11 protein-coding genes are annotated in these 20,456 nt (G+C 65.3%); 9 read left to right on the top strand and 2 right to left on the bottom strand.

Going from position 1 to position 20,456, the window contains the following annotated elements; all coding sequences use genetic code 11:
- Positions 1-103 precede the first annotated feature (103 nt).
- The 5 genes from ACWGL3_RS00160 to ACWGL3_RS00140 are packed head-to-tail and all read left to right on the top strand — an operon-like array spanning position 104 to position 7,040.
- The gene (locus ACWGL3_RS00160; RefSeq protein ID WP_452460537.1) at positions 104-2,224 is read left to right on the top strand and encodes an AAA family ATPase; all 2,121 of its coding nucleotides are present in this window, start codon (positions 104-106) and stop codon (positions 2,222-2,224) included.
- The gene (locus ACWGL3_RS00155) at positions 2,221-4,119 is read left to right on the top strand and encodes a UvrD-helicase domain-containing protein (protein WP_452460536.1); all 1,899 of its coding nucleotides are present in this window, start codon (positions 2,221-2,223) and stop codon (positions 4,117-4,119) included. The genes ACWGL3_RS00160 and ACWGL3_RS00155 overlap by 4 nt, the downstream gene beginning before the upstream one ends.
- 26 nt (positions 4,120-4,145) lie before the next feature.
- Positions 4,146-4,781, top strand: coding sequence for a WD40 repeat domain-containing protein (locus tag ACWGL3_RS00150; protein WP_452460535.1), 636 nt, complete (start codon positions 4,146-4,148; stop codon positions 4,779-4,781).
- Positions 4,732-5,121 carry an effector-associated constant component EACC1 gene (locus ACWGL3_RS00145; RefSeq protein ID WP_452460615.1) on the top strand — a complete coding sequence of 130 codons (390 nt, stop codon included), beginning with the start codon at positions 4,732-4,734 and terminating at the stop codon, positions 5,119-5,121. Before ACWGL3_RS00150 ends, ACWGL3_RS00145 begins: the two co-directional genes overlap by 50 nt.
- Positions 5,118-7,040 carry a caspase, EACC1-associated type gene (locus tag ACWGL3_RS00140; RefSeq protein WP_452460534.1) on the top strand — a complete coding sequence of 641 codons (1,923 nt, stop codon included), beginning with the start codon at positions 5,118-5,120 and terminating at the stop codon, positions 7,038-7,040. Before ACWGL3_RS00145 ends, ACWGL3_RS00140 begins: the two co-directional genes overlap by 4 nt.
- Before the next feature lie 266 nt (positions 7,041-7,306).
- Here ACWGL3_RS00140 and ACWGL3_RS00135 read toward each other — a convergent pair whose 3' ends face one another.
- Together ACWGL3_RS00135 and ACWGL3_RS00130 are read right to left on the bottom strand one after the other, a co-directional pair.
- Positions 7,307-7,471 (bottom strand): DUF397 domain-containing protein, encoded by a 165-nt coding sequence (locus ACWGL3_RS00135; RefSeq protein WP_452460611.1) that lies wholly within the window; start codon positions 7,469-7,471, stop codon positions 7,307-7,309.
- A 14-nt stretch (positions 7,472-7,485) separates the two neighbouring features.
- Entirely contained in the window at positions 7,486-8,340 is an 855-nt protein-coding gene (locus tag ACWGL3_RS00130; protein ID WP_452460533.1) for a DUF5753 domain-containing protein, read from the bottom strand.
- Positions 8,341-8,570: 230 nt separating this feature from the next.
- Between ACWGL3_RS00130 and ACWGL3_RS00125 the strand changes: the two genes are divergently transcribed.
- The 4 genes from ACWGL3_RS00125 to pglZ all read left to right on the top strand — a co-directional run bounded on the left by ACWGL3_RS00125 (position 8,571) and on the right by pglZ (position 20,456).
- Positions 8,571-9,137 (top strand): ATP-binding protein, encoded by a 567-nt coding sequence (locus ACWGL3_RS00125; protein ID WP_452460532.1) that lies wholly within the window; start codon positions 8,571-8,573, stop codon positions 9,135-9,137.
- A gap of 639 nt (positions 9,138-9,776) precedes the next feature.
- Positions 9,777-13,484 carry a BREX-2 system adenine-specific DNA-methyltransferase PglX gene (pglX, locus tag ACWGL3_RS00120; RefSeq protein ID WP_452460531.1) on the top strand — a complete coding sequence of 1,236 codons (3,708 nt, stop codon included), beginning with the start codon at positions 9,777-9,779 and terminating at the stop codon, positions 13,482-13,484.
- A 310-nt stretch (positions 13,485-13,794) separates the two neighbouring features.
- Positions 13,795-17,607, top strand: a complete 3,813-nt coding sequence (locus ACWGL3_RS00115) for a DUF6079 family protein (protein ID WP_452460530.1) — start codon at positions 13,795-13,797, stop codon at positions 17,605-17,607.
- Positions 17,604-20,456, top strand: coding sequence for a BREX-2 system phosphatase PglZ (gene pglZ, locus ACWGL3_RS00110; protein ID WP_452460529.1), 2,853 nt, complete (start codon positions 17,604-17,606; stop codon positions 20,454-20,456). Before ACWGL3_RS00115 ends, pglZ begins: the two co-directional genes overlap by 4 nt.

Raw genomic sequence — 20,456 nt, 5'->3', positions numbered from 1 at the left:
TCGATGGGGGTAGCATAGTAGGAATTCCTCGATTTTCTTCCTCCTCTTCTGTGGTGCGCGAGTTTTCGTGCGTGCTCGGCCATCTCACCCTGCGAAGGTGTACATGCGGATCAAGACCGTTCGAGTTGAGAACTTTCGGCGTCTGCGCCAGGTCAAGATCGACCTTGATGAGAGCGCGACCGTGTGCGTCGGGGCGAACAACAGCGGCAAGACCTCGATCACGCACATCTTCCGTTCGTTCTTCGTGGAGAAGGCGCGAGACCTGACTTTCTACGACTTCAACTCGGGTTGCTGGGACGACTTCTCCAGCATCGGCGACGGCGCGGATTTCCCGGTGATTCGGCTGGACCTGCTCCTGGAGGTGGAGAAGGAGGACTGGTACCGCGTCATCGAGATGATGTCGTTCCAGGACCTGGGCCAGGACATCGGCCAGGTGGCACTGAGGATCGAGTTCGGTCCCAAGGAAGGTCACGGGGGGCTCCTAGCGGCCTTCAAGGAGGCTCGAGAGAAGGCGAGGCACACCACGCGGAAGGCTAAGTCGGAGAAGAGAAGGTGGACCAAGGGGGTGTACTCCCCATGGCCCGAGAGCATGCGCGACTATCTTGACAAGAGGTTGCGGGATTCCTACGCGCTGAGCTACCACGTGCTCGATCCGAAGAGCTTCGACCGCGACGGGTGCCGGCCCGAGGACGTCGTCGGTCCACTCACCGACAATCCGACCGCGGCACAGCGCTTCCTCGACAGCCTCGTTCGCGTGGACATGGTCGACGCCCAGCGCTTTCTCTCGGACGACCCCACCTCCAAGGGGCTCGACCTGTCACGGCACGTGTCCAAGTTCCTGCGGCGCACCATCGACCCGGGCGAGGTCAACCACGCCGCACTGCAGGCGATGCGGCTGTCGGAGCGGGGGGCCGAAGGCTATCTCCAGGAGAAGCTCAAGGACACCTTCGACGAACTGAACGACAGCTCCGACGACCGGCTGGCGAACCTGCGTCTGGTCGTGCGCAGCCGCGTCGACAACGACGGCCTCATCATGGACAGCGCCTCGATCCACGTGTCCTCCACGGGTATCGACGGCAAGCAGCTCGAACTGCCGGAACGCTACAACGGGCTCGGCTACAAGAACTACCTCTACATGATCCTCGAGGTCATCGGTATGCACCGGGCGTGGACCACGGCCGAGGAGGACAGGGCGGTCATCCACCTGGTGGTGATCGAGGAGCCCGAGGCGCACATGCACCCGCAGCTGCAGCAGGCGTTCCTGAACGCCGTCAGGGCACGCGTGAGGAAGAACGCGATGACGGGTTTCCACACGCAGATCATCGTGACCACGCACTCGCCCAACATCATCTACGACACCTCCTTCGAACCCATCAGGTACTTCCGGCGTATCACCGAGATCGCGGGGGCTCCCGCGACCCAGGTGCGTGACCTGTCCCGGTTGAACGTGGAGAACGACGAGAAGAACTTCCTGCGGCGCTTCCTGAAGTTGACCAACTGCCACCTGTTCTTCGCCGACGCGGTGGTGCTCGTCGAAGGTGATGCGGAGCGGATTCTGCTGCCGCTGATGATCGAGAACCATGCCCGGGACCTGTCGTGCCTGACCCGGGCACACATCTCCTACTTGGAGGTCGGTGGATCCCATGCCTTCAGGTTCGATCCCCTGGTGGAATTCCTGGGGCTGCCGGCGCTGATCATCACCGACCTGGACAGCGTGGACCCGGGCCAGAACAGGAAGGCGTGTACCGCAGACACACCGGACGCGGTCACGAACAATCAGACACTCATTCAATGGCTGCCGAAGAAGAAGAGCGTGCAGGAGCTGTGGTCGGCCACCGTGAAGGAAAAGACCGGCGGCTACGGTACGGACGAGGCCTCGTCGTCGGTGCGGGTGGCCTATCAGATACCTCAGGCGTTCATGTGGCAGGGAGTACCGGGCACGGCGAGTGGGCGGACCCTCGAGGACGCCATGATCCTGGAGAACCTCGCGTGGGTGGAGAAGAACGGCAAGGACGAGATTCCACTCAGGCTGGACAGTGATATATCGCCGGGTGAAGTGGTAGGGAAGGTTCATGAGTTCGTCCGGAATCTGTCCGGTGGCAAGACCAACCTGGCGCTGACGTTCTTCGACCTGTTCGCAAAGGAGAAGTGGACCACCCCTCATTACATCGACGAAGGCCTGGTGTGGCTCAACACCCAGCTCGCTCGGAAGGCGGACCTGTGAGCGGGCGCCTTCACCGCAAGGACACCCAGGCCGACACTGAGATCCGCGGGGTCCTGGACTCCTCGGCCAAGGGGGGCTTCGTGGTCATTGCCGGAGCCGGGTCGGGGAAGACGACCTCACTTGTCAAGGCACTCGGGCACATCAGTCGCGTCCACGGCCCCGACTTGCGTGCCCGGGGGCGCAGGGTCGCTTGCATCACCTACACCAACGTTGCGGTGGAGGAGATCCGCAAGGACGTCGGCCATGACAGCCTCTTCTTCGTCTCGACCATCCACAGCTTCCTGTGGGAGATCGCCAAGCCCTTCCAGGGCGCGATAGCACGGTGGGTTCGCCAGGAGATCGCCCGGCGCATGGCCAAGAACCCGTCTGACCAGACCCAAGAGGCCCTGGCGTGGCTGGACTCCCCGAATCCGCGATTCACCTACGAAACGGGGCGGAACTTCGACCGGGGAGTGCTCGGCCACAGCGACATCACCCGCCTCGTGCCCTGGCTGATCGAGGAGTACCCGAACCTGTCCACCATGACCGCGCAGTCCTTCCCCTACATCCTGGTCGACGAGAGCCAGGACACCACCCGCGATGTGGTTGCCGCGCTCAAGACCATCGAACGGCTCGAGCGCGGGAACGTCTGTGTCGGATTCTTCGGGGACCCGATGCAGCAGATCTACACGGGCGGAGCCGGGAACATCGAGGGGGAGGAGGGGGCGGGCTGGACCACCATCAGGAAGAAGGAGAACTGGCGCTGTCCGGAACGGGTCTTGCACGTCATCAACGGCATCCGTGCGGCCTCACCGCGTGACGGCGGGCTTCAACAGATACCGGGCAGGAAGCCGGGAGGGAAGCCGCAAGCGGGCTTCGCGGACCTGTTCGTCCTTCCCTCGAGCGGGGACGACGAAGCCCAGGTGACGAGGGTCCGTGAATTCCTCGCCCGGAGTCAGAGGGACGACGGGTGGTGGGCCGGAACCGAAGGCACGGATCTCAGGATCCTGGTGCTGGAGCACCGCCTCGCCGCTGAGCGGATGGGGTTCGCCGATGTGCACAGGGCCTTCGCCCAGGGCAAGAGCGCGGAGGTAAAGGAGGGTTTCCGGGAGGGAACCCACTGGGGCCTCGCGCCGTTCATGAAGCGGATCCTCCCCCTGGTCGAGGCGGTGGAGTTGGAGGAGGGGATGACAGCGCTGGCGATACTGCGCGAGTCCGCTCCCAGCCTCCGGGGCTTCCTAGAGGGGAAGGACTCGGCAGATGTGCTCACCGAGGTGAAGAACGACACCGAAAAACTGGTCTCCCTCATGAAGCACGGTAGTGGGATGACCGTCGGACAGGTACTGAGCCATGCGGTGCACACCAAGCTCATCCCGTTCGACCTGCGGATCCGTCCCCACCTGTTGCGCGCGGTCGGCTCCGAAGGACTGAACGGGGTTTCCGTGGAAGAAGGGGAGTCTGACTCGGAAACGCCGACGCGGGAGAAACCGGAGATCATGCGCGCGGTGATGGACGCCTACCTCGCCTGCCCGGTCGAGCAGGTCAGGGCTTACCGCGACTACATCACCGGCCAGTCACCGTACGAGACCCAGCAAGGAGTGAAGGGGGCCGAGTTCGAGCGGGTCATGGTCCTGGTGGACGCCGAACGGAGCCGTCACCCCGATTTCTCCTACGCGAAGTTCTTCGGCCTGCGCGAAATCAGTGACACGGACCGCAGGAACGAGGAGGCAGGCAAGGACTACGCCGTCGACCGGACCCGGCGGCTCTTCTACGTCGGCTGCTCGCGAGCGACCCGTTCGCTGGCCGTGGTGCTGTTCACCGAGGAGCCGGAGAAGGCGCTTGATCTGCTGCGCCAGGACGGCAGGAGCCCTTTCCCCGCCGGCAGCGTGCACGGGATCGGTGATCTGGAGACGTAGGAGGTCTGGCGGCAGGCGAAGTGCGGATGATCGGGAGGCTGTGCCTGCTATCCGGCTGCCTGACGAAGTCCGTGCCGTGGTTCGCTGTTCCGAAGAGGGTGGGTGTTCATCGTGACCGTGCCCTGAGTGTCACCTGGAGCGAGGGATCACAGCTGGTCGCCTCGGGCTCGGCCGACGGCACCCTGCGGCTGTGGGATGCCGACATGCCCCCGGAGGAGCTGACACGCGTGGCAAGGCGGCGCACCTTCCGGACCCTGATGCCGCAGGAGAGCCGCGCGTACTTGCTCGCGCTTGGCGAGGAAGGGGCTGCTGGGGTTGGTAGCCCCGAATGGCCTCGCGGACCTCGGGGAGACCAGGTAGCTGTCGGGGTCCAGGACGAGGACCATCGCCGTGCGCTCAGGGATTCCCAGTACCGGCCTCGACCGGCTGGGACTGTATGCAAGCCACGCCCGGACTCTCCCGGAGGTCGGCCTCGGCCGAGTGCTTTCCTCGTGCCAGGCGGCCTCGATACCGATGACGGATTCACATCGACTGCAAATGGGTGCAAACTGGTATTTAGTGGACGTTTCGCGCGCGGAGTGTTTCACGCCGCGCCGGGGAAGGGGCGGTCCGGTGGACACGTCATTGCGGGTCCTGCTCACGGAGGGCGAGTCACCGCCTGATCGAGTGGACGAGATGACCCGTCAACTCAGACGCGAACTGCTCCAGCTCGACGTGGACGACGTCGTACCTTCCCGAGGGGGCAAGGCTCCACCCGGCTCACGAGGTTGGGACATGGCGCAGGGCGGTGCGCTGCTGGTCACACTGGGCCAGTCCGCCAACGCACTGCGGACGGTCGTCGACGCCGTCAGGAACTGGAGGGCCCGTTGCCGGGAGCGCCCGACCATCCGGCTGGTGATCGACGGTGACGTCCTGGAGATCTCCGAAGCCACCCCGGAGCAGGCCGCGCGGTCGTTCGAGCTCTTCGCCGGCCGCCACTCCTCCGCAGGGAGCACCCCATGAACGGCGTCCGGCACGCCCTAATCGTCGCCACCGACTTCTACCAGGACGACGGCCTGGCGCACCTGAAGTCGCCGGGCCAGGACGCTGTGGTCCTGGCCGAGGTGCTGCGTGATCCGCAGATCGGCGGGTTCGAGGTCGAAGTGCTGCGCAACGAGCCCGTGCACGCGCTGCGCAGGCGCGTGGAGGACTTCTTCGCCGACCGGCACAGGGAAGACTCGCTTCTCCTGCACTTCTCGTGCCACGGAATGAAGAACGTCTCCGGGGAACTCCACTTCGCCGCCGTTGACACCCTGCCCCAGAGACTGTCCTCGACCGCGGTCTCCGCGGACTTCGTCCACAGGTGCATGGCCGAGGGGAGGGCGCGCAACGCCATCCTCTTCCTCGACTGCTGCTACGGTGGCGCGTTCCTGACGGGCATGGGCACCCGTGCGTCCGGGAACGTGAACGTTTTCGACTCCTTCACCGCGGAGGGATTCGGCGGCGGGCGCGGGTGGGCGGTGATCACCGCCTCCAACGCCATGGAGTACTCCTTCGAGGGCACGGATCTGGCCGACGACCGGCAGGTGCGGCCCTCGGTGTTCACCCGGGTGCTCGCTGCAGGGCTGGCCTCCGGCGAGGCGGACCTTGACGCCGACGGGCGCGTGTCGATCAACGAGCTGTACGACTACGTCTACGACCAGGTCCGCCAGGAGAATCCGCACCAGACGCCCAGCCGCCGCATCGAACTGCAGGGTGACGTCTACCTGGCTCACAGCAAGCGGCGCAGGACCGATGCGGAGGGCTTGCCAGAGGCGCTGAGGTCCGCGGTTGCGAGTCCCGACGTGTTCACCCGGAGGGGATCGGTCTCCGAGCTCCGGGACCACTTGCAGAGCGCGGACAGGGAGACCGCGGAGGTGGCGTGCCAGGCGCTCCACGGGCTGGTGCGCAACGACATCAGGTCGATCGCGGAGGAGGCGTCCCACGCCCTGGACGAGGTGGCGGTACGCCCCTCACCGGGGTTGCTGGACTTCGGTCGCATCGTCCAGCACTCTCCCGAGCCGCACCGCAGGGTCCAGCTCCTCGGCCCCGCCCTGGCACACGAGTGCGTCCCGCACCCGCTGGAACCCTGGATCCACGTGGCGGAGGAACCGGACGGGTTGGACGTGTCAGTCGACACGGCGCGGCCGGGCAAGTGGGAGGGAACCCTCTCGCTCGAGGGCAGGGCTGGGGACTCCTCGGTGTCCGTCCGTGCGGAAGTAGTGCACGCGCCGGTGCCTGCGGAGCCCGTTCCCTCACCGGTACCGCACTCGGCCGGGGCCGGCGGGGTAGGGGGCACCGCGCCGAGGCCACCCGTGTCTCCTGGCCCACCACCGGTGCGTCGACCAGCGAGCGGGGCCGCCGCTGGGCCCGTGGTCCCCGGACCACGGGCGCCCGACCCCGGCCCGGGGATTTCGCCGGTGACGCCCACCGCTCTGCCGTTCGCCGGCTTCGGGGCGCGACTGGCCGCGCGGACCATCGACTACGTGCTGGTGCTGTTCTTCGCCGTGGTCGCGGTCTTCGCCGTGGCGCTGGTCGCTGCGGTCCTGGCGGCTCCGGACAGTTCCATGGACGCGCTGGGTAACATCCTCGCGGTGCTGTTCTTTCTCGGGTGGGGTGTGCTGCTGTTCTTCTACGACTGGATTTTTCTCCGGCACCTGGGAGCGACCTTCGGCAAGATGCTCCTGCGGATCAGGGTGGTGAGCGCTGCCGACGGCGGGGGGCTGAGTCGCCGACAGGCGGCGGGCAGGGCCGCGGTGTTCGGGCTGCCGCAGACGGTCCCGCTCCTGGGGCAGTTGGTGGTTTTCTTCGAGTCGCTCGCAGCGCAGGCGGATTCACGTGGACAGGCCCTGCACGACAGGTGGGCGGGAACCGTGGTGGTACGGAAGCAGGGCCGAGGGTGAGGCGGGAACCCTGGTACCGCCCAGGCGCACTGCTTTCCGGAGGCCCCTGGCAGTGGGGGAAAGCGGAGAACACACCTCTCGGCTGCCGGACTCCTCCCGGTCGGGGAGGCCGGTGGCGGTACGTGAAGGCGATGTCGCGGAGGAAGCGGAAGCAAATCCCTCCGACCTGGGAAATACAGTCGGCCAAGGTAGAGGGCAGGGGGACGCACGACGGTGCCCCCACCCGTGGTGGGTGAAGGCACCGGACGTGGGGGACAAGCCGAGGATCAGTCTGCGCGGGCGACGCTGAGGAAGGCCTCCCACTCGGCTGCGGGGAAGGGGAAGTGCCCCTTGGCCGGGTTCTTGGAGTCCCGGACGGCTGCACCGCAGGGCAGGTCAGCGACCTCGACGCAGTTCTCTCCAGCGCCGCTGTAGCTGCTCTTCCGGAACATAGGGTCTGTCACGATCAATCCTCTAGCGATTCGACCACGTCGTGAACGAAATCGATGGTCTGGGCCACGGTGAGTGCGGCGCTGCTTGCTTCACGCCACATCGCATCGTACTGGCGTATCTCATCCGAACTCTCTACATACAGTGTGGACGTTGGCGTCTCGGCATAGCCGATGGTGGGGTCGCTGGGCTCGGGGAACTCCATGATCTGAAAGCTGCCGAGGTTCGCGGCGTGCATCCCAGCAGAGAACGGCAGAACCTGAATGGCGATGTTCGGCCTGGTCGCCATGCTGATGAGGTGCTGGAACTGCTTTCGCATGACAGCCGATCCTCCTGCATGGCGTCGGAGAGCAACCTCGTCGATGACCGCGGCGTACTCTGGTGGATGCAGCCGGTCCAAAATCTCCTGACGTTCCATCCGAGCTTGCACATGGCGCTGGATGCGCTCTTCCGAGTAGGCGTTGGCTCCCAGAAAAACCGCGCGGGTGTAGTCCGCGGTCTGCAGGAGCCCTGGAATCACCTGAGCTTCGTAGACGCGTATGAGTGAGGCTTCAACCTCGAAAGAAGGAAGCCCAGCCGTGCTGAAGACGTCCTTGTATTTGGACCACCAACCCAGCTCTGCAGCGTCTTTGGCGAGTTGGTGCATGCTCTCCCAAGCGCTCTTGTCTACCTCGTAGAGCTTGGCCAGCGCATCAAGATGTGATGCGCGGATGCGCTTGAGGGACGCGGTTTCCATCTTGCCGAGAGTGGCTCGAGGGACACCGGACTTCTTGGCTGCTGTGTCGAGAGTGTCCCCGGTGGCCTCGCGCAGGTCTCTGAGGATGCGAGCAAGCCGACGTCGTCGGATGGTGGGGCTGAAGGGGCGCGTCATGCAGGCAATCTATCAAACTTTCCTGGAGATTCTCTGTAAATGTTGACTGTAGAGAATCTCTGAGTGAAGATGGTGGCGTATCCAGTCACCGCTGCCTCACGGAGTGTCGTGAGTCAGTGTTGGTCAGGCTACTCGGTGCCCCTTCCTGATGTCTGGGAACCACGAAGGTCCACCCTTGCGGGCACATCGAACCCCTGTTCCGCTCCCACACGTCAAGGAGTCTGTTCGTCATGCCCGTCATCGCTCCCGTGCCCCCGTTGCCCGAGGTGACCATCCGGCTCTCTGACCTGGTCCCGCCGTTGTATCGGCACTACTTCAACGGCCATCCCGACCGTCCCAACTACAGGGTCCGGCGCTACGACTTCGGGTCATCCGCCAAGTTCCTTCCGCTGGTTCGCGCCTACCTGAACACGTGCGCCGCCCAGCGAGACGCCGACTACCAGTACCTGTTCACTCTGCTCGGCAACGAGTTGGCCGCGAACGCGCTGAAGCACTCCAGGTCCGGGTTGCCTGGACGCTCCTACTCGCTGCTGTGTGAACGCCACCGTGACGGTCTGCTGCTCATCTGTTGCGATGACGGAGCGCTCGTCCACCGGAAGTTGGATATCCACGAACGGAAGTACCTCACAGTCGACCCGAGCGGTCTCGATCCCCGAGCCGAGTGCGGGCGGGGCCTGGCCATGATCGACGCGCTCGCCTCCAAATGGGGAGACAACGGGCGTCCCAACTACCGCAAGGTGTGGTTCTTCCTCGCCTACGACCTGGAGGGCAGCATCTGGCCTGACCTCTTGGCGTAGAAGGCCGGCTCCGCGGACCAGAACGTGAGAAGGGCCCAGGAAAGCGCGGCAACGCTTCCCGGGCCCACCAACCCTGAAATCCACACTGCGAGATGTAAGAAGGCAGGATCAGTGACGCATCCTATCCCCGGCCCACGGCCGTCCAGTGACCCGATGTACCGCATCAGTCCGACTCTGAGCTGGCCTCGACGCCGTCCGCTGGTTGGCCCGGCATGTGTCGAGTGCGAGCATCCTTCGTGCCGCAGGCGGCGATCCCAGAGCCTGCCCAGGCTGGGTGGCCATCTCGCCGAGTTCTCCCGTGAGCACGCTCGGGCCGCAGCGCTTCAGACCCACAACCCGCACGTCGTGCTCTGGTTCGGTGAGAGCACTCAGTCCTACTGGGTCGCCACCCCGACGGGCCTGGCCGAGGCCCCTGACATCGACGCACTGCTCCTGCTTCTGGAACTCATACCTGTCCGGGTCTGATCACGCACTGCTGTGGCGGTGGCTGCCTTCCGTGGCGGCAACTACCGCCACAGCTCTACCACAACGAGAGAGACCGAAGACAGCCACCATCGTTAGGCGCTTTCGGTTACCAACAGGGGCTTCCAAGCCCGACAATGAGAGGTACCCAGTCCCTCTCGTCGTCTTGGAGCTCTCGTGGTCAATCACGCCCATCTGTTGAAGGATCTACAGAAGCAGGTTCGTCTGCTGGAGGCAGATCTGCGGGAGCGCAGCGAGGATCCCACTGCGATCAAGGGCATCGGCCCCAACGGTGCCCCCGAGACCTTTGATGCCTTCCTGAAGCGTGAGTACCAGCGGGCACGGGACGCCGAGCGAACCGCGACCACGGAAGGCGCTTGGCGCGAGGGTCAGGTCACCCAGGCCGCCGTGGCATGGGTGCTGGCGACGGTTTTTGTCCGCTTCTGCGAAGACAACGGCCTCCTGGAACAGCCCTTCATTGCCGGGCCTAAGGACGATCAGGACCGCTACAGCGTGGCCCAAGAGCTGAAGGATGCGTGGGTTCTTCGGGGCCGCAGTGAGAATCCGAACGCGCTCGAACGCACCGACCGTGACTGGCTGGAGCACGCCTTCGAGCAGATGAGCGTGTCCTCAGTGATGGCTGGGCTCTTCGACAAAAAGCACAACCCGATGTGGACGGTCACTCCGTCCCATCAGGCGGCCAAAGCTCTGATCGACTTCTGGCGGTCTGTGGGAGACGACGGGCACCTCGTCCACAACTTCACGGACCGTGAGTGGAACACTCGCTTTCTTGGTGATCTCTACCAGGACCTGTCCGAGGAGACCCGCAAGACCTACGCACTGCTCCAGACCCCGGAGTTCGTCGAGGAGTTCATTCTCGACTACACCCTTGAGCCTGCGGTGGAGGAGTTCGGACTTGATGGGAACCGGATCTACCAAGCAGACAGTAAGGGTTTCCGTCTGATCGACCCGACCTGTGGTTCGGGTCACTTCCTGCTGGGGGCTTTCCACCGCCTGCTTGCCAAATGGCGAGAGGCTGAGCCAGGAGCACCGAAGCATGACCTGATTAGCCGTAGTTTGCGTAGTGTGCATGGCGTGGACAAGAATCCCTTTGCTGTAGCAATTTCTCGATTCCGCCTTCTTGTTGTAGCCATGAAGGAAGGTGGAATTTCTCGTCTGGAGCCGAGTAACCCTTACTGGCCGATTATTGTGGCTACGGGAGATTCTTTGCTTCACGGGCGTGATGCTCCTGGAGCGAGGGACCATCTTCCTGGAATGGGTGGTGCTCACCGATATTCGACAGAAGATTTTTATGAGTATGCGGTTGAGTACGACCTTCTTGGTTCTCAAAGCTATCATGTAGTTGTTGGAAATCCTCCTTATATCACAGTGAAGGATAAGCGAGAAAAGGAAGCATATCGAGAACGATACTCTTCTTGTTCTGGTGCTTACGCTCTTTCGGTCCCATTTGCGGAACGGTTTTTTAACCTGTCGAGGCGTTCGGGATCGAACGAGTCGGGGGCAGGGTTCGTTGGGCAAATCACAGCAAACTCTTTCATTAAGCGTGAGTTCGGAAAGAAGTTGATTGAGGACTTCTTTCGGAATGAGGTAAAACTTACGCACGTGATTGACTCGTCTGGGGCGTACATTGCTGGCCACGGGACGCCGACAGTTATTTTGTTTGGGAAAAATAAGCCTAATAGTCACAAGTCTATTATTCGGGCCATTCTTGGAATCCGAGGAGAGCCAGCTCGGCCCTCTGTGGGTTCCGAGGGTTTGGTCTGGAGATCAATTATCGATCAAGTTGATGCTCCTGAAAGCGAGTCGAATTGGGTCAGCTCAGTTGATCTTCCTTGGGTTTCTTTGAGTAGGCACCCGTGGAGCCTCTCTGGGGGTGGGGCAGCGGACACCTTTGATCGAATATCGGAGGTATCTGGTTCTTCGCTTTCAAAGCGAGTTGAAAATATTGGTTTTGGTGCGGTGACGCGCCAGGATGAAGTCTATATGCTTGGCCTTCCAAAGCTTCTGCGGTCCAATTTTCGATCCGAAAGGATAAGGCGTTTGTTTGGAGGCGAGGGGGTGAGGGATTGGCGTGTTTCTGGTGGTTCATATTCTGTATTTCCCTACGATCCAATCTTGCTTAATGCTGATCTTAATGCGCATGAACTTTCACACCTGTGGCCTTATGGGGTCCTTTTGCGGGAGAGGAGGGCTCTGTCTGGAACGCAAGAAGAGCAAGGCTTGTCTTGGTTTGAGTATTCTAGCTTTAATTCTCACAGGTATGCATCTGATTATTTGATATCTTTCCCCTTTGTTGCGACGCATAATCACTTCCATCTGCGTTCGGGTGAAGATTTCTTTATCCGCACTGCGCCGGTAATCAAGCTGCCGCAAGGTGCAACGGAAAATCATTATCTGGAGTTGCTGGGAGTGTTGAATTCTTCGGTGGCGTGCTTTTGGCTCAAGCAGGTGAGCCACAACAAGGGGCGTCCAGGAGCGGAGCAGGCCGGGGCGGATGAGCCATGGGAGCATCGATTCGAGTTTACTGGGACGAAGCTTCAGGGTTTTCCGATTCCGAAAAGTTTGCCGCTGGTGCGATCTAAGGACCTTGATGCCCTTGCTCGGCGACTCTCATCCTTTGAACCTTCTGCAGTCACTGGATCTGGGGTCCCATCGGCTGAACGACTCAGTGAAGCAAAGCGCGAATTCTCGGCTACTCGGCGGCGGATGATTGCTCTCCAGGAAGAACTCGATTGGGATGTCTACCATCGTTATGGGCTCATTGATGATGCTCAATTTTCTGAACTGATTGTTCAGGATGTGTCTGATGTTCCTGATATTGATTCAAGTGAGCGGGCCTTTTCTATCGTCATGGCGCGAAAGATGGAAAGTGGTCAACTTTCCACCACGTGGTTCAGTCATCATAATCACAAGTTCACGCCCATAAGTATGCTTCCCGCGCACTGGCCTGAGCCTTACAAGCAGATCGTGGCCAAGCGCATCGAATTGATCGAGTCCGACAAGAACATCGGTCTAATCGAGCGACCCGAGTTCAAGCGTCGCTGGCAGTCCGAGCCCTGGGAGAAAAAGCAGCAGGCCGCGCTCAAGTCCTGGCTCCTGGACAAGTGCGAGGACCGGCGCCTGTGGTTCACCGCTGACGACTACGGTGACGAGCGCGCCCGACCGCTCTCGGTCCGCGCACTCGCTAACCGTGTGCGTGACCTGTTCCCCGAGGCAGCCGAGGTCGCCGCGCTCTACGACTCCAGCAAGGATTTCGCTCAGGTCATCGCGGACATCGTCAAAACCGAGCACGTTCCCTACCTCGCCGCGCTCCGCTATAAGGAGCCCGGTATGCGCAAGCGCGCGGACTGGGAGCACATGTGGGATCTCCAGCGAGAGGAGGACTCCCTCAACGCCGATCTGGCCGAAGGCGAGAAGGAGAAGCGCCTCGACATTCCCGTCCCACCCAAGTACACCTCCGCTGACTTCCGCAAGAACGAGTACTGGTCCAACCGGGGCAAGCTCGACTTGCCCAAGGAGCGCTTCATCTCCTACCTCGGAGCCGAGAACGACTCCGACCACTCTCTCCTCCTCGGCTGGGCCGGGTGGGACCATGCACAGCAGGCCGATGCCCTGGCCACCCTCGCCCACGAGCGACTCGAACAGGACGGCTGGGCCGAGCAGCGCGAGCGGATGATCCCCCTCCTGGCCGGGCTCACCGAACTACTGCCCTGGGTGAAGCAGTGGCACAGCGAGAAGGACGAGTACGGTGACACCCCCGCCGACCACGCCGAAGAGGACCTCACCACCCTGCGCAACACCACAGGCATCACCGAGTCGGAGATGAAGGACTGGCGTCCGGCGGCGCGGGGAAAGAAGGCCTGAGCTGGAGCTGCTCCGGCACCGGTCTTCGGACCGGAGCGGCACCTCGTCCATGACGCCCGTGCGGCCCCGCAGCACCACACCCCGGGGCCGCACTCAGAGCAAGGGTCTTTCAGCCCTTATTCCGGGGCCGGAACCGGCCATCTGGCCACTCTGGTCACCCTGGAAACAGGTGTGTTCAGCTCAGACCGGCGACATAGGCTGGGCACCTGGTCATACGAAGGAACCGCGTACCATCCCCGCCTTCCGGAGCGCTTTCCCGGAAGTGGTACGCGTCCCCTCACCACAGCAGTCAGAAGGGCACACGGCGACGATGGCGACACCTCCCCCTGGACCGGGCGACGACGCCGGCAACAGCAGGGTCATCAGCGACCTCATCGAGATCCCCGAGGCCGTCCATGACGGCGACCTGGTCGTCAAGCTCACCGAGAGCACCTCGACCCGCCAGGCCCAGGCCCTCGCCGAGTACGTCGTCACTCCCCAGCTCGCCGAGTCCTTCGACCAGGCGCTGGAGACCATCCGCTCCTCCGTCGTGGACGGCAAGTCCCAGGCCAGCTACCTGCACGGTTCCTTCGGTGCCGGTAAGAGCCACTTCCTCGCCGTGCTCTCCGCGATCCTGGACCACCACCCCGACGCCCGGGGCAAGCGCGGCCTGGCCGACACCGTCGCCAAGCACGACAGCTGGCTGCGGGACAAGAAGTTCATCGAGGTCAAGAGCCACCTCATCGGCGAGGAGTCCATCGAGTCGCATGTCCTGGGCGGATACGTCCGCCAGGTCCGCGCCGAGCACCCCGACGCGCCGGTCCCCGCCGTCTACCGGGCCGATGGGCTCCTTGCCGACGCCCGTGACATGCGCGCCCGTGAGGGTGACGCGGCGTTCATCGCTCAGCTCCCTCCCCGTGAGACCAAGGCCGAGAGCACAGGGGGAGCCGAGGACGCCGGATCCTGGGGCGCCTTCGGCGGCCCCGCGGCCTGGACTCCCGAAACTCTCGACCGGGCCTTCGCGGTCGTCCCCGAGACCGCAGACGGCACCGACCGCGCGCTGCGCGACGACCTCGTCAGCGCGCTGATCGCGGGACCCTTCAAACGCTTCACCGAGGCCGTCGGCGACTCCAGCAGCGCTTACATCGGTATGGACGAGGGCCTGGCCGTCATCAGCCGCCACGCCCGGGAACAGCTCGGCTGTGACGCCATCATCCTGCTGCTGGACGAGCTGATCCTGCGCTTCACCGCCTTCATCGGTGACGAGGGCCGCATCAACTCCGAGATCCAGAAGATCGCCAAGCTGGTCGAGTCCTCCCAGAGCCACCGGCCCGCGCCCATCATCAGCTTCGTGCCGCGCCAGCGCGACCTGCGCGACCTCGTCGGACTGGGCGGCGGCACCGAGGGCGTCTCCCAGACCATCAACTACTGGGACGGGCGCTTCGGCCACATCAAGCTCGCCGACGCCAACCTCACCGAGGTGGTCCGCCACCGCCTCATCAGGCCCCGTAACGACGCCGCCGCGACCGAGATCGACGCCGCGTTCGAACGCATGACCCGCACCCGCCCCGAGGTCCGCGACGCCCTCCTGGACAGCGAGGGCGGCGACACCAGCACCTGGGAGGACTTCCGCAAGCTCTACCCGTTCAGCCCCGCCCTGCTGCACGTCATGGTGGACCTGTCCGGGGCACTCCAGCGCCAGCGCAGCGCGCTCAAACTCCTGCTGCAGCTCTTGGTCCAGCACCGCTCCACCCTGCCAGTGGGCCAGATGGTGCCGCTCGGCGCGGTCTTCGACGTCCTCTTCGACGGCGAGGAACGCCCCTTCACCGACAAGTTCAGCGTCGAGTACGCCAAGATCCGCACCTTCTACCGCACCAAGGTCCGGAAATGGCTGCTCACCCGCAACGGGACCAGCGAGGCCGAGGTCCACGGGCTCGACGTGCGGGCACCGTTCCGGCGAGAGGACCTGCTGGTCAAGACCCTGCTGCTGAGCGCGCTCACCCCCCACGTGCCTGCGCTCAAGGATCTCACCGCCGGCCGGGCCATCGCCCTCAACCAGGGCATCGTCAAGGCCCGCCGTAGCGGCCAGGACGTCGCCGCCGTCACCCAGTTCTTCAAGGACATGGCAGCGCAGTTCGGCGAGATCCGGGTCGGGGACCAGGCCACCGATCCCACGGTCTCCCTCAACCTGCTGCGGGTGGACACCGAGTCGCTGATGCGCACCGCCTACTCCGCGGCCAACGACCATGCCCTGCGCCACCTGTTCAAGCGCCTGCTCTGGAAGGAACTGGGCCTGGACGAGGGCGCCGCGCGCACCCACGTCGTCTGGCGCGGCACCCAGCGACTGGTCGAGATCACCTTCGGCAACGTGCGCTCGGAGGACATGGGCCGTGAGGAGTTCCAGCCCGAGCACGCGCACGCCGTACGGATCGTCCTCGACTACCCCTTCGACGAGGACGGCAAGACCCCGACCGAGGACCGCAACCGGGTCCACAAGCTGCGCGAGGAGTTCGCCACCCCGCCCGCCACCCTGGTGTGGCTGCCCACGTTCCTGTCCCCGCGCAGGCTTGAGGACGCCCGTCGCCTCCTGATGATGGAGTACCTCCTCCAGCCCGACGTCATCGAGGAGAAGGCACCCGACTGGAGCAGCGACGACCGGCGCGACGCCCGTGCCCAGCTCGACAACCAGTGCAACCAGCTCACCGCGCAGATCAGCGGGCTGATGCGCGGCTCCTACGGGCTGGTGGAGACCGGCCAGGACAGCACCGACTATGACGCGTTCGCCGATCGCCACATCGAGCCGCTGCCGCCGTCGCTGACCGTCCCGCTGGAGGCGGGCAGCCAGTTCCCGGCCGCCCTGGAGCGCGTCACGCGCAAACTCCTGGACCACCTCTACCCCGAGCACCCCGACTTCTCCATCGGCACGGGAAAGACCCCGGTGCGCAGGCCCGACCTGTCCACGGTCCTGAGCGCCGTCGAGGCCGCCAAGGCCGAGAAGCTGCACAACCACACCCCGGCCAAGACCGACCTTCCCGCGCTGCGCAGGATCGCCGACCCGTTGGAGATCGCCAAGGTCACCGAGGTGTTCGTGCTGCGCGACGAGTGGGTGCGCAGGCTCGACCACTACGCGCGCCTCAACCAGGCCGAGACCACCGACATCCGGGTCAGGGACCTGAAGCGGTGGATCCGTGACCGCGAGGACGGCCGGGGCCTGCCCGAGGACGTGGTGGACCTGCTCGTGCAGGTCTACGCGATCCAGTCCGACCGGGCCTGGATCCGTGCGGGCAAGCGTTACACCGGGGTCGGCTTCGGCCAGCTCAGCGACGACATCGTGCTCCGCCGACAGGAGCTGCCCTCTCAGGAGGACTTCGACCGCGCCAACGAGCGGGCCGAGAAAGTCTTCGGACTCACCCGTCAGCCCGTCCTCAACGCCCGCGCCGTCCAGCGCATGGCCGAACAGCTCAAGGAACAGGCCCAGCGCAAGCAGGCGCCCACGGAGCACCTGGTCAGGGAACTGACGGCGCACAGCGACATCCTCGGACTGGACGAGGAGGCCCCGCGCCTGCGCACCGCGCGTGCCACCGACGACCTACTGGGGCGTCTGCGCGGCCTCACCGACGACACCGCGCTGGTGAGCTTGCTGGGCCAGGCCGACCTGCCCGAGGAAGGGGCGGTGTACAAGGCCGGCATGGACGGAGCGAACAACCTCGCCCAGGCGCTGGCTGCGACCCAGTGGGACACGCTGCGCGCCCTTGCACAGATCGCGGGCACGGGTGGCACTGACGCGAAGAAGGCAGGGCAGACGCTGGCCGACCTGCGCGAGGCGGCCCGCCACAACGCGCACAGCAAGAACCTGGCCGACATGCTCAGCGTCGCGAACCGGGACGCCGTGGCACTGCTGGTCAGCAGGGCCAAGACAGAAGACCAGGACGAGGATCCTGTGCGGAATCCGGGTGGGAAGATCGTCCGTCCGCCGCAGAAGACCGGGGGAGAGGAAGACGACCCGCTCCCCGACAGCGACGACAAGGACTGGCTGCTCGTGAAGGCCGACGGCGACGTGGCCAACGCCGTGGACAGGCTCCGCAAGAGGCATGGCATCAGCCCGCGTACATCCATCGAGATCACCATCCGGGTGGCCAAGTGACCGCCGCCGCCCCCGCAGGGGGTACCACCGAGGCCGGTCCCGCACTGGGCCGGGTCAACGAGGAGGCCGTCGCCGGAGCCCTGCGCCGGGCGCTCGAGGCCGACCAGCAGCGTGTCGAGAAGGGCCGCCCGGCCTCGGGAACCAGATCTCTCGCCTTGTTCGCAGACCCGCGCTGGGACGGGCCCGACACGATCACGGTCCACCACGACGGCACCGACCTGAAGGTCCGCGTGGTCGGCGCCGACAGCGTCCTGGCCGCCGTACGCGAGCTCAGCCGTCCCCAGGAGGACACCGACTACCTCGTCATCCTCACCCCGCGCGAGCCGGACGAGTTCGGGGAGGCGCTTCTGGGCCGCTTCCTGGGCGAGGACGTGGTCCGCGTCAACAACTGGGAACTGCTCGCCGCCGACCTCAGGGTGACCGGCATCGACCCCCGGCTGTACTCGCGCAACTGGGGCTGGCTCGCCGACACCCTCCGCGAGATCCGCGCCACCCGGCAACTGCGGCTGGGCGCCGGCGTGCTCAAACTCGAGCAGGCCCTGTCCATCGCCGCCTCCGTGCGCTTCGGCCGCGAACCCGGTGAACAGATCGACGCCGCGGCGCTGCTGGAGTGGAGCCGAGACCCGGACGCCGTCTACGCCTTCAACCGCCTGCACGAGGACGAGCGGGACGCGCTCCGCACCGAACTGGAGGAAGGCCTGGGAGCCGTACCCCGCGTGCTCTTCCGACTGCTCGACCGGGACCTGGTCCTGGACGCGGTCCCCGTCGGGCTGGCCCTGGCCGAGCTCGCCGGAGCGGCCGGAGAGGACCAGTCCGCCAACAACGCCTTGATCAGGGCCCAGGAACGCTATTTCGGCGTCCGCCAGCCCACGGCCGCGGACGTGGAAGCATTCGGACTGGCCTGCGTCGCCGCACTGCTGCGCCTGCTCGACGGCCATGACCAGGACCAGGCGTCCGAGACGATCCGCCGGGCCGAGGAACTCCTCACCCAACTCGACGCCGTCCCCGTGGCGCGGGCCAGCCGCCTCCTCGACGCCGGCCTGTATGCACGCCTGGCCGACCTGGGACAGCAGATCAACCTCGCCTTGGGCGATCCCCAGGCCGACACCGCCGACCTCCTTCCATTCCCGCAGGACCTGTGCGAGGTGGAGGCCGCACTGGAACGACTGCGCAGGCACCGCCGCCACGACCCGGACTCCGACCAGGGCCTGGCCGCGCTCAACGCCGTCCGGCTCCTGCGGCGCATGGCCTCCGCCACCCCGGACCGGCCCATGGGCGAGGAAACGCCCACCACCGCGCGGCGCTGGATCCAGGCGCACGTCGACGACACGGGCTGGGTGGACCGTGCGGCCTCCGCCCTCTGGCACTCCCACACCGCGATCCCCGCCCTGGACCAGGCGGTGGAACGCCTCTACACCCGTGTGCGCCGCTGGCGTGCCACGACCGACGCCCTCTTCGCCACCGTCGTCAACAGGTGGAACAGCGGACACTCCTCCACCGACCCCCAACCGCGATCCGAGAACCTCCTCGACCACTTCGCCCGCCCCCTGGCGGTCGAACGCGCCCCCCTGGTCGTCGTCCTGGACGGGATGAGCGTCGAGGTGGCGGTCCAGCTCGCCGAGGAGATCAACGCCCGAGGCCGCCTCGCCGAGATCGGCCGGGGCACCGAGGACACCGCAGGGCGCGAGGGCGCGCTCGCCACCGTTCCTTCCACCACCAACTGTTCGCGGGCCTCACTGCTCAGCGGACGCCTGACCACCGGGAAACAGGACACCGAACGGGCGGGCTTCACCGCGCTGTGGAATACGGCCGGCTTCGGCCGACGCAAGGCCGTCCTGTACCACCAGCGCGACCTGGAGACCGGAGCGGGCCTGCACCTGCCGCTGAAGGTGCAGGCCGCCCTGGACGACACCGACACCGCGGTCGCCGTCGTCCTCAACACCATCGACGACGCCCTGGCCAAGGGACGCGAGACCGACAGCCCCACCTGGTCCCTGGCCCAGGTCGGAAAACTCTCCAGCCTGCTCGACGCCGCGGCCAGGGCGGGCCGCCCCGTCCTGCTGACCTCCGACCACGGCCACGTATGGGACCGCAGGGAGTCGCACAGGGGACAAGCGGGGGAGTCCGCCCGCTACCGCACCGGTGAGGCCGGGGACGGCGAGATCGTGGCCACCGGCGAACGGGTCCTGTTCGGTGACGGCCGCCTCGTGGTGCCCTACCGCGAGGACATCCGCTACACCGACCGCAAGGAGGGCTACCACGGCGGCTTCTCGGCCGCCGAGATGGTCATCCCCGTGCTGGTGTTCCTCCCCGTGCCCGAACGTGCGCCCAAGGGATGGGTCCGGCTCAACCCGTCCCTGTTCGAACCCGTCTGGTGGACCCAGGCACTGGAGAGCACCGCTACAGAGTCCCCCGCGCCCCGGACACCGCCCGCTGCCACGGGCAGGAGCGGACGCAGGGCCGCCAAGCGCGTCCCTGACGCCCAGGCGCCCGCACTGTTCGGGGACGAGGCCCTGGCACCGAGCACCCTGGGCGCCAAGGTGGTCGACTCCGCCCAGTTCAAGGTCAGCGTCGGGCGCACGCCCCGCGCCCCCTCGGCCCAGGAGATCGCCGCCGTCATCGACGCCCTCGTGGCCGTCGGCGGTGCCAACCCGCGTCTGCCGGTCGGTGCCGCCGCACGGGCCGCGGGCAAGCCGGAGGCCGCCCACCGGGCCGTGCGCTTCCTGAAGATGGTCGGCAAGGTCCTCAACGTGGAGGCCTACCCCGTGCTCACCCTGCCCGACGGCGAGCGCGGCGCCGAACTTAACGTGGCACTGCTCCAGCAGCAGTTCCTGAACGGAGGCAGCTGA

The organism is Nocardiopsis sp. NPDC055824 (assembly GCF_053616335.1).
The sequence above is the reverse complement of the archived record's forward strand: the minus strand, read 5'-3'. Positions and strand labels throughout refer to the sequence as shown.

Coding starts and splice junctions, on each gene's coding strand:
- ACWGL3_RS00160 (WP_452460537.1), top strand. CDS start 104: ATGCGGATCAAGACCGTTCGAGTTGAGAACTTTCGGCGTCTGCGCCAG.
- ACWGL3_RS00150 (WP_452460535.1), top strand. CDS start 4,146: ATGATCGGGAGGCTGTGCCTGCTATCCGGCTGCCTGACGAAGTCCGTG.
- ACWGL3_RS00140 (WP_452460534.1), top strand. CDS start 5,118: ATGAACGGCGTCCGGCACGCCCTAATCGTCGCCACCGACTTCTACCAG.
- ACWGL3_RS00135 (WP_452460611.1), bottom strand. CDS start 7,471: ATGTTCCGGAAGAGCAGCTACAGCGGCGCTGGAGAGAACTGCGTCGAG.
- ACWGL3_RS00130 (WP_452460533.1), bottom strand. CDS start 8,340: ATGACGCGCCCCTTCAGCCCCACCATCCGACGACGTCGGCTTGCTCGC.
- ACWGL3_RS00125 (WP_452460532.1), top strand. CDS start 8,571: ATGCCCGTCATCGCTCCCGTGCCCCCGTTGCCCGAGGTGACCATCCGG.
- ACWGL3_RS00115 (WP_452460530.1), top strand. CDS start 13,795: ATGGCGACACCTCCCCCTGGACCGGGCGACGACGCCGGCAACAGCAGG.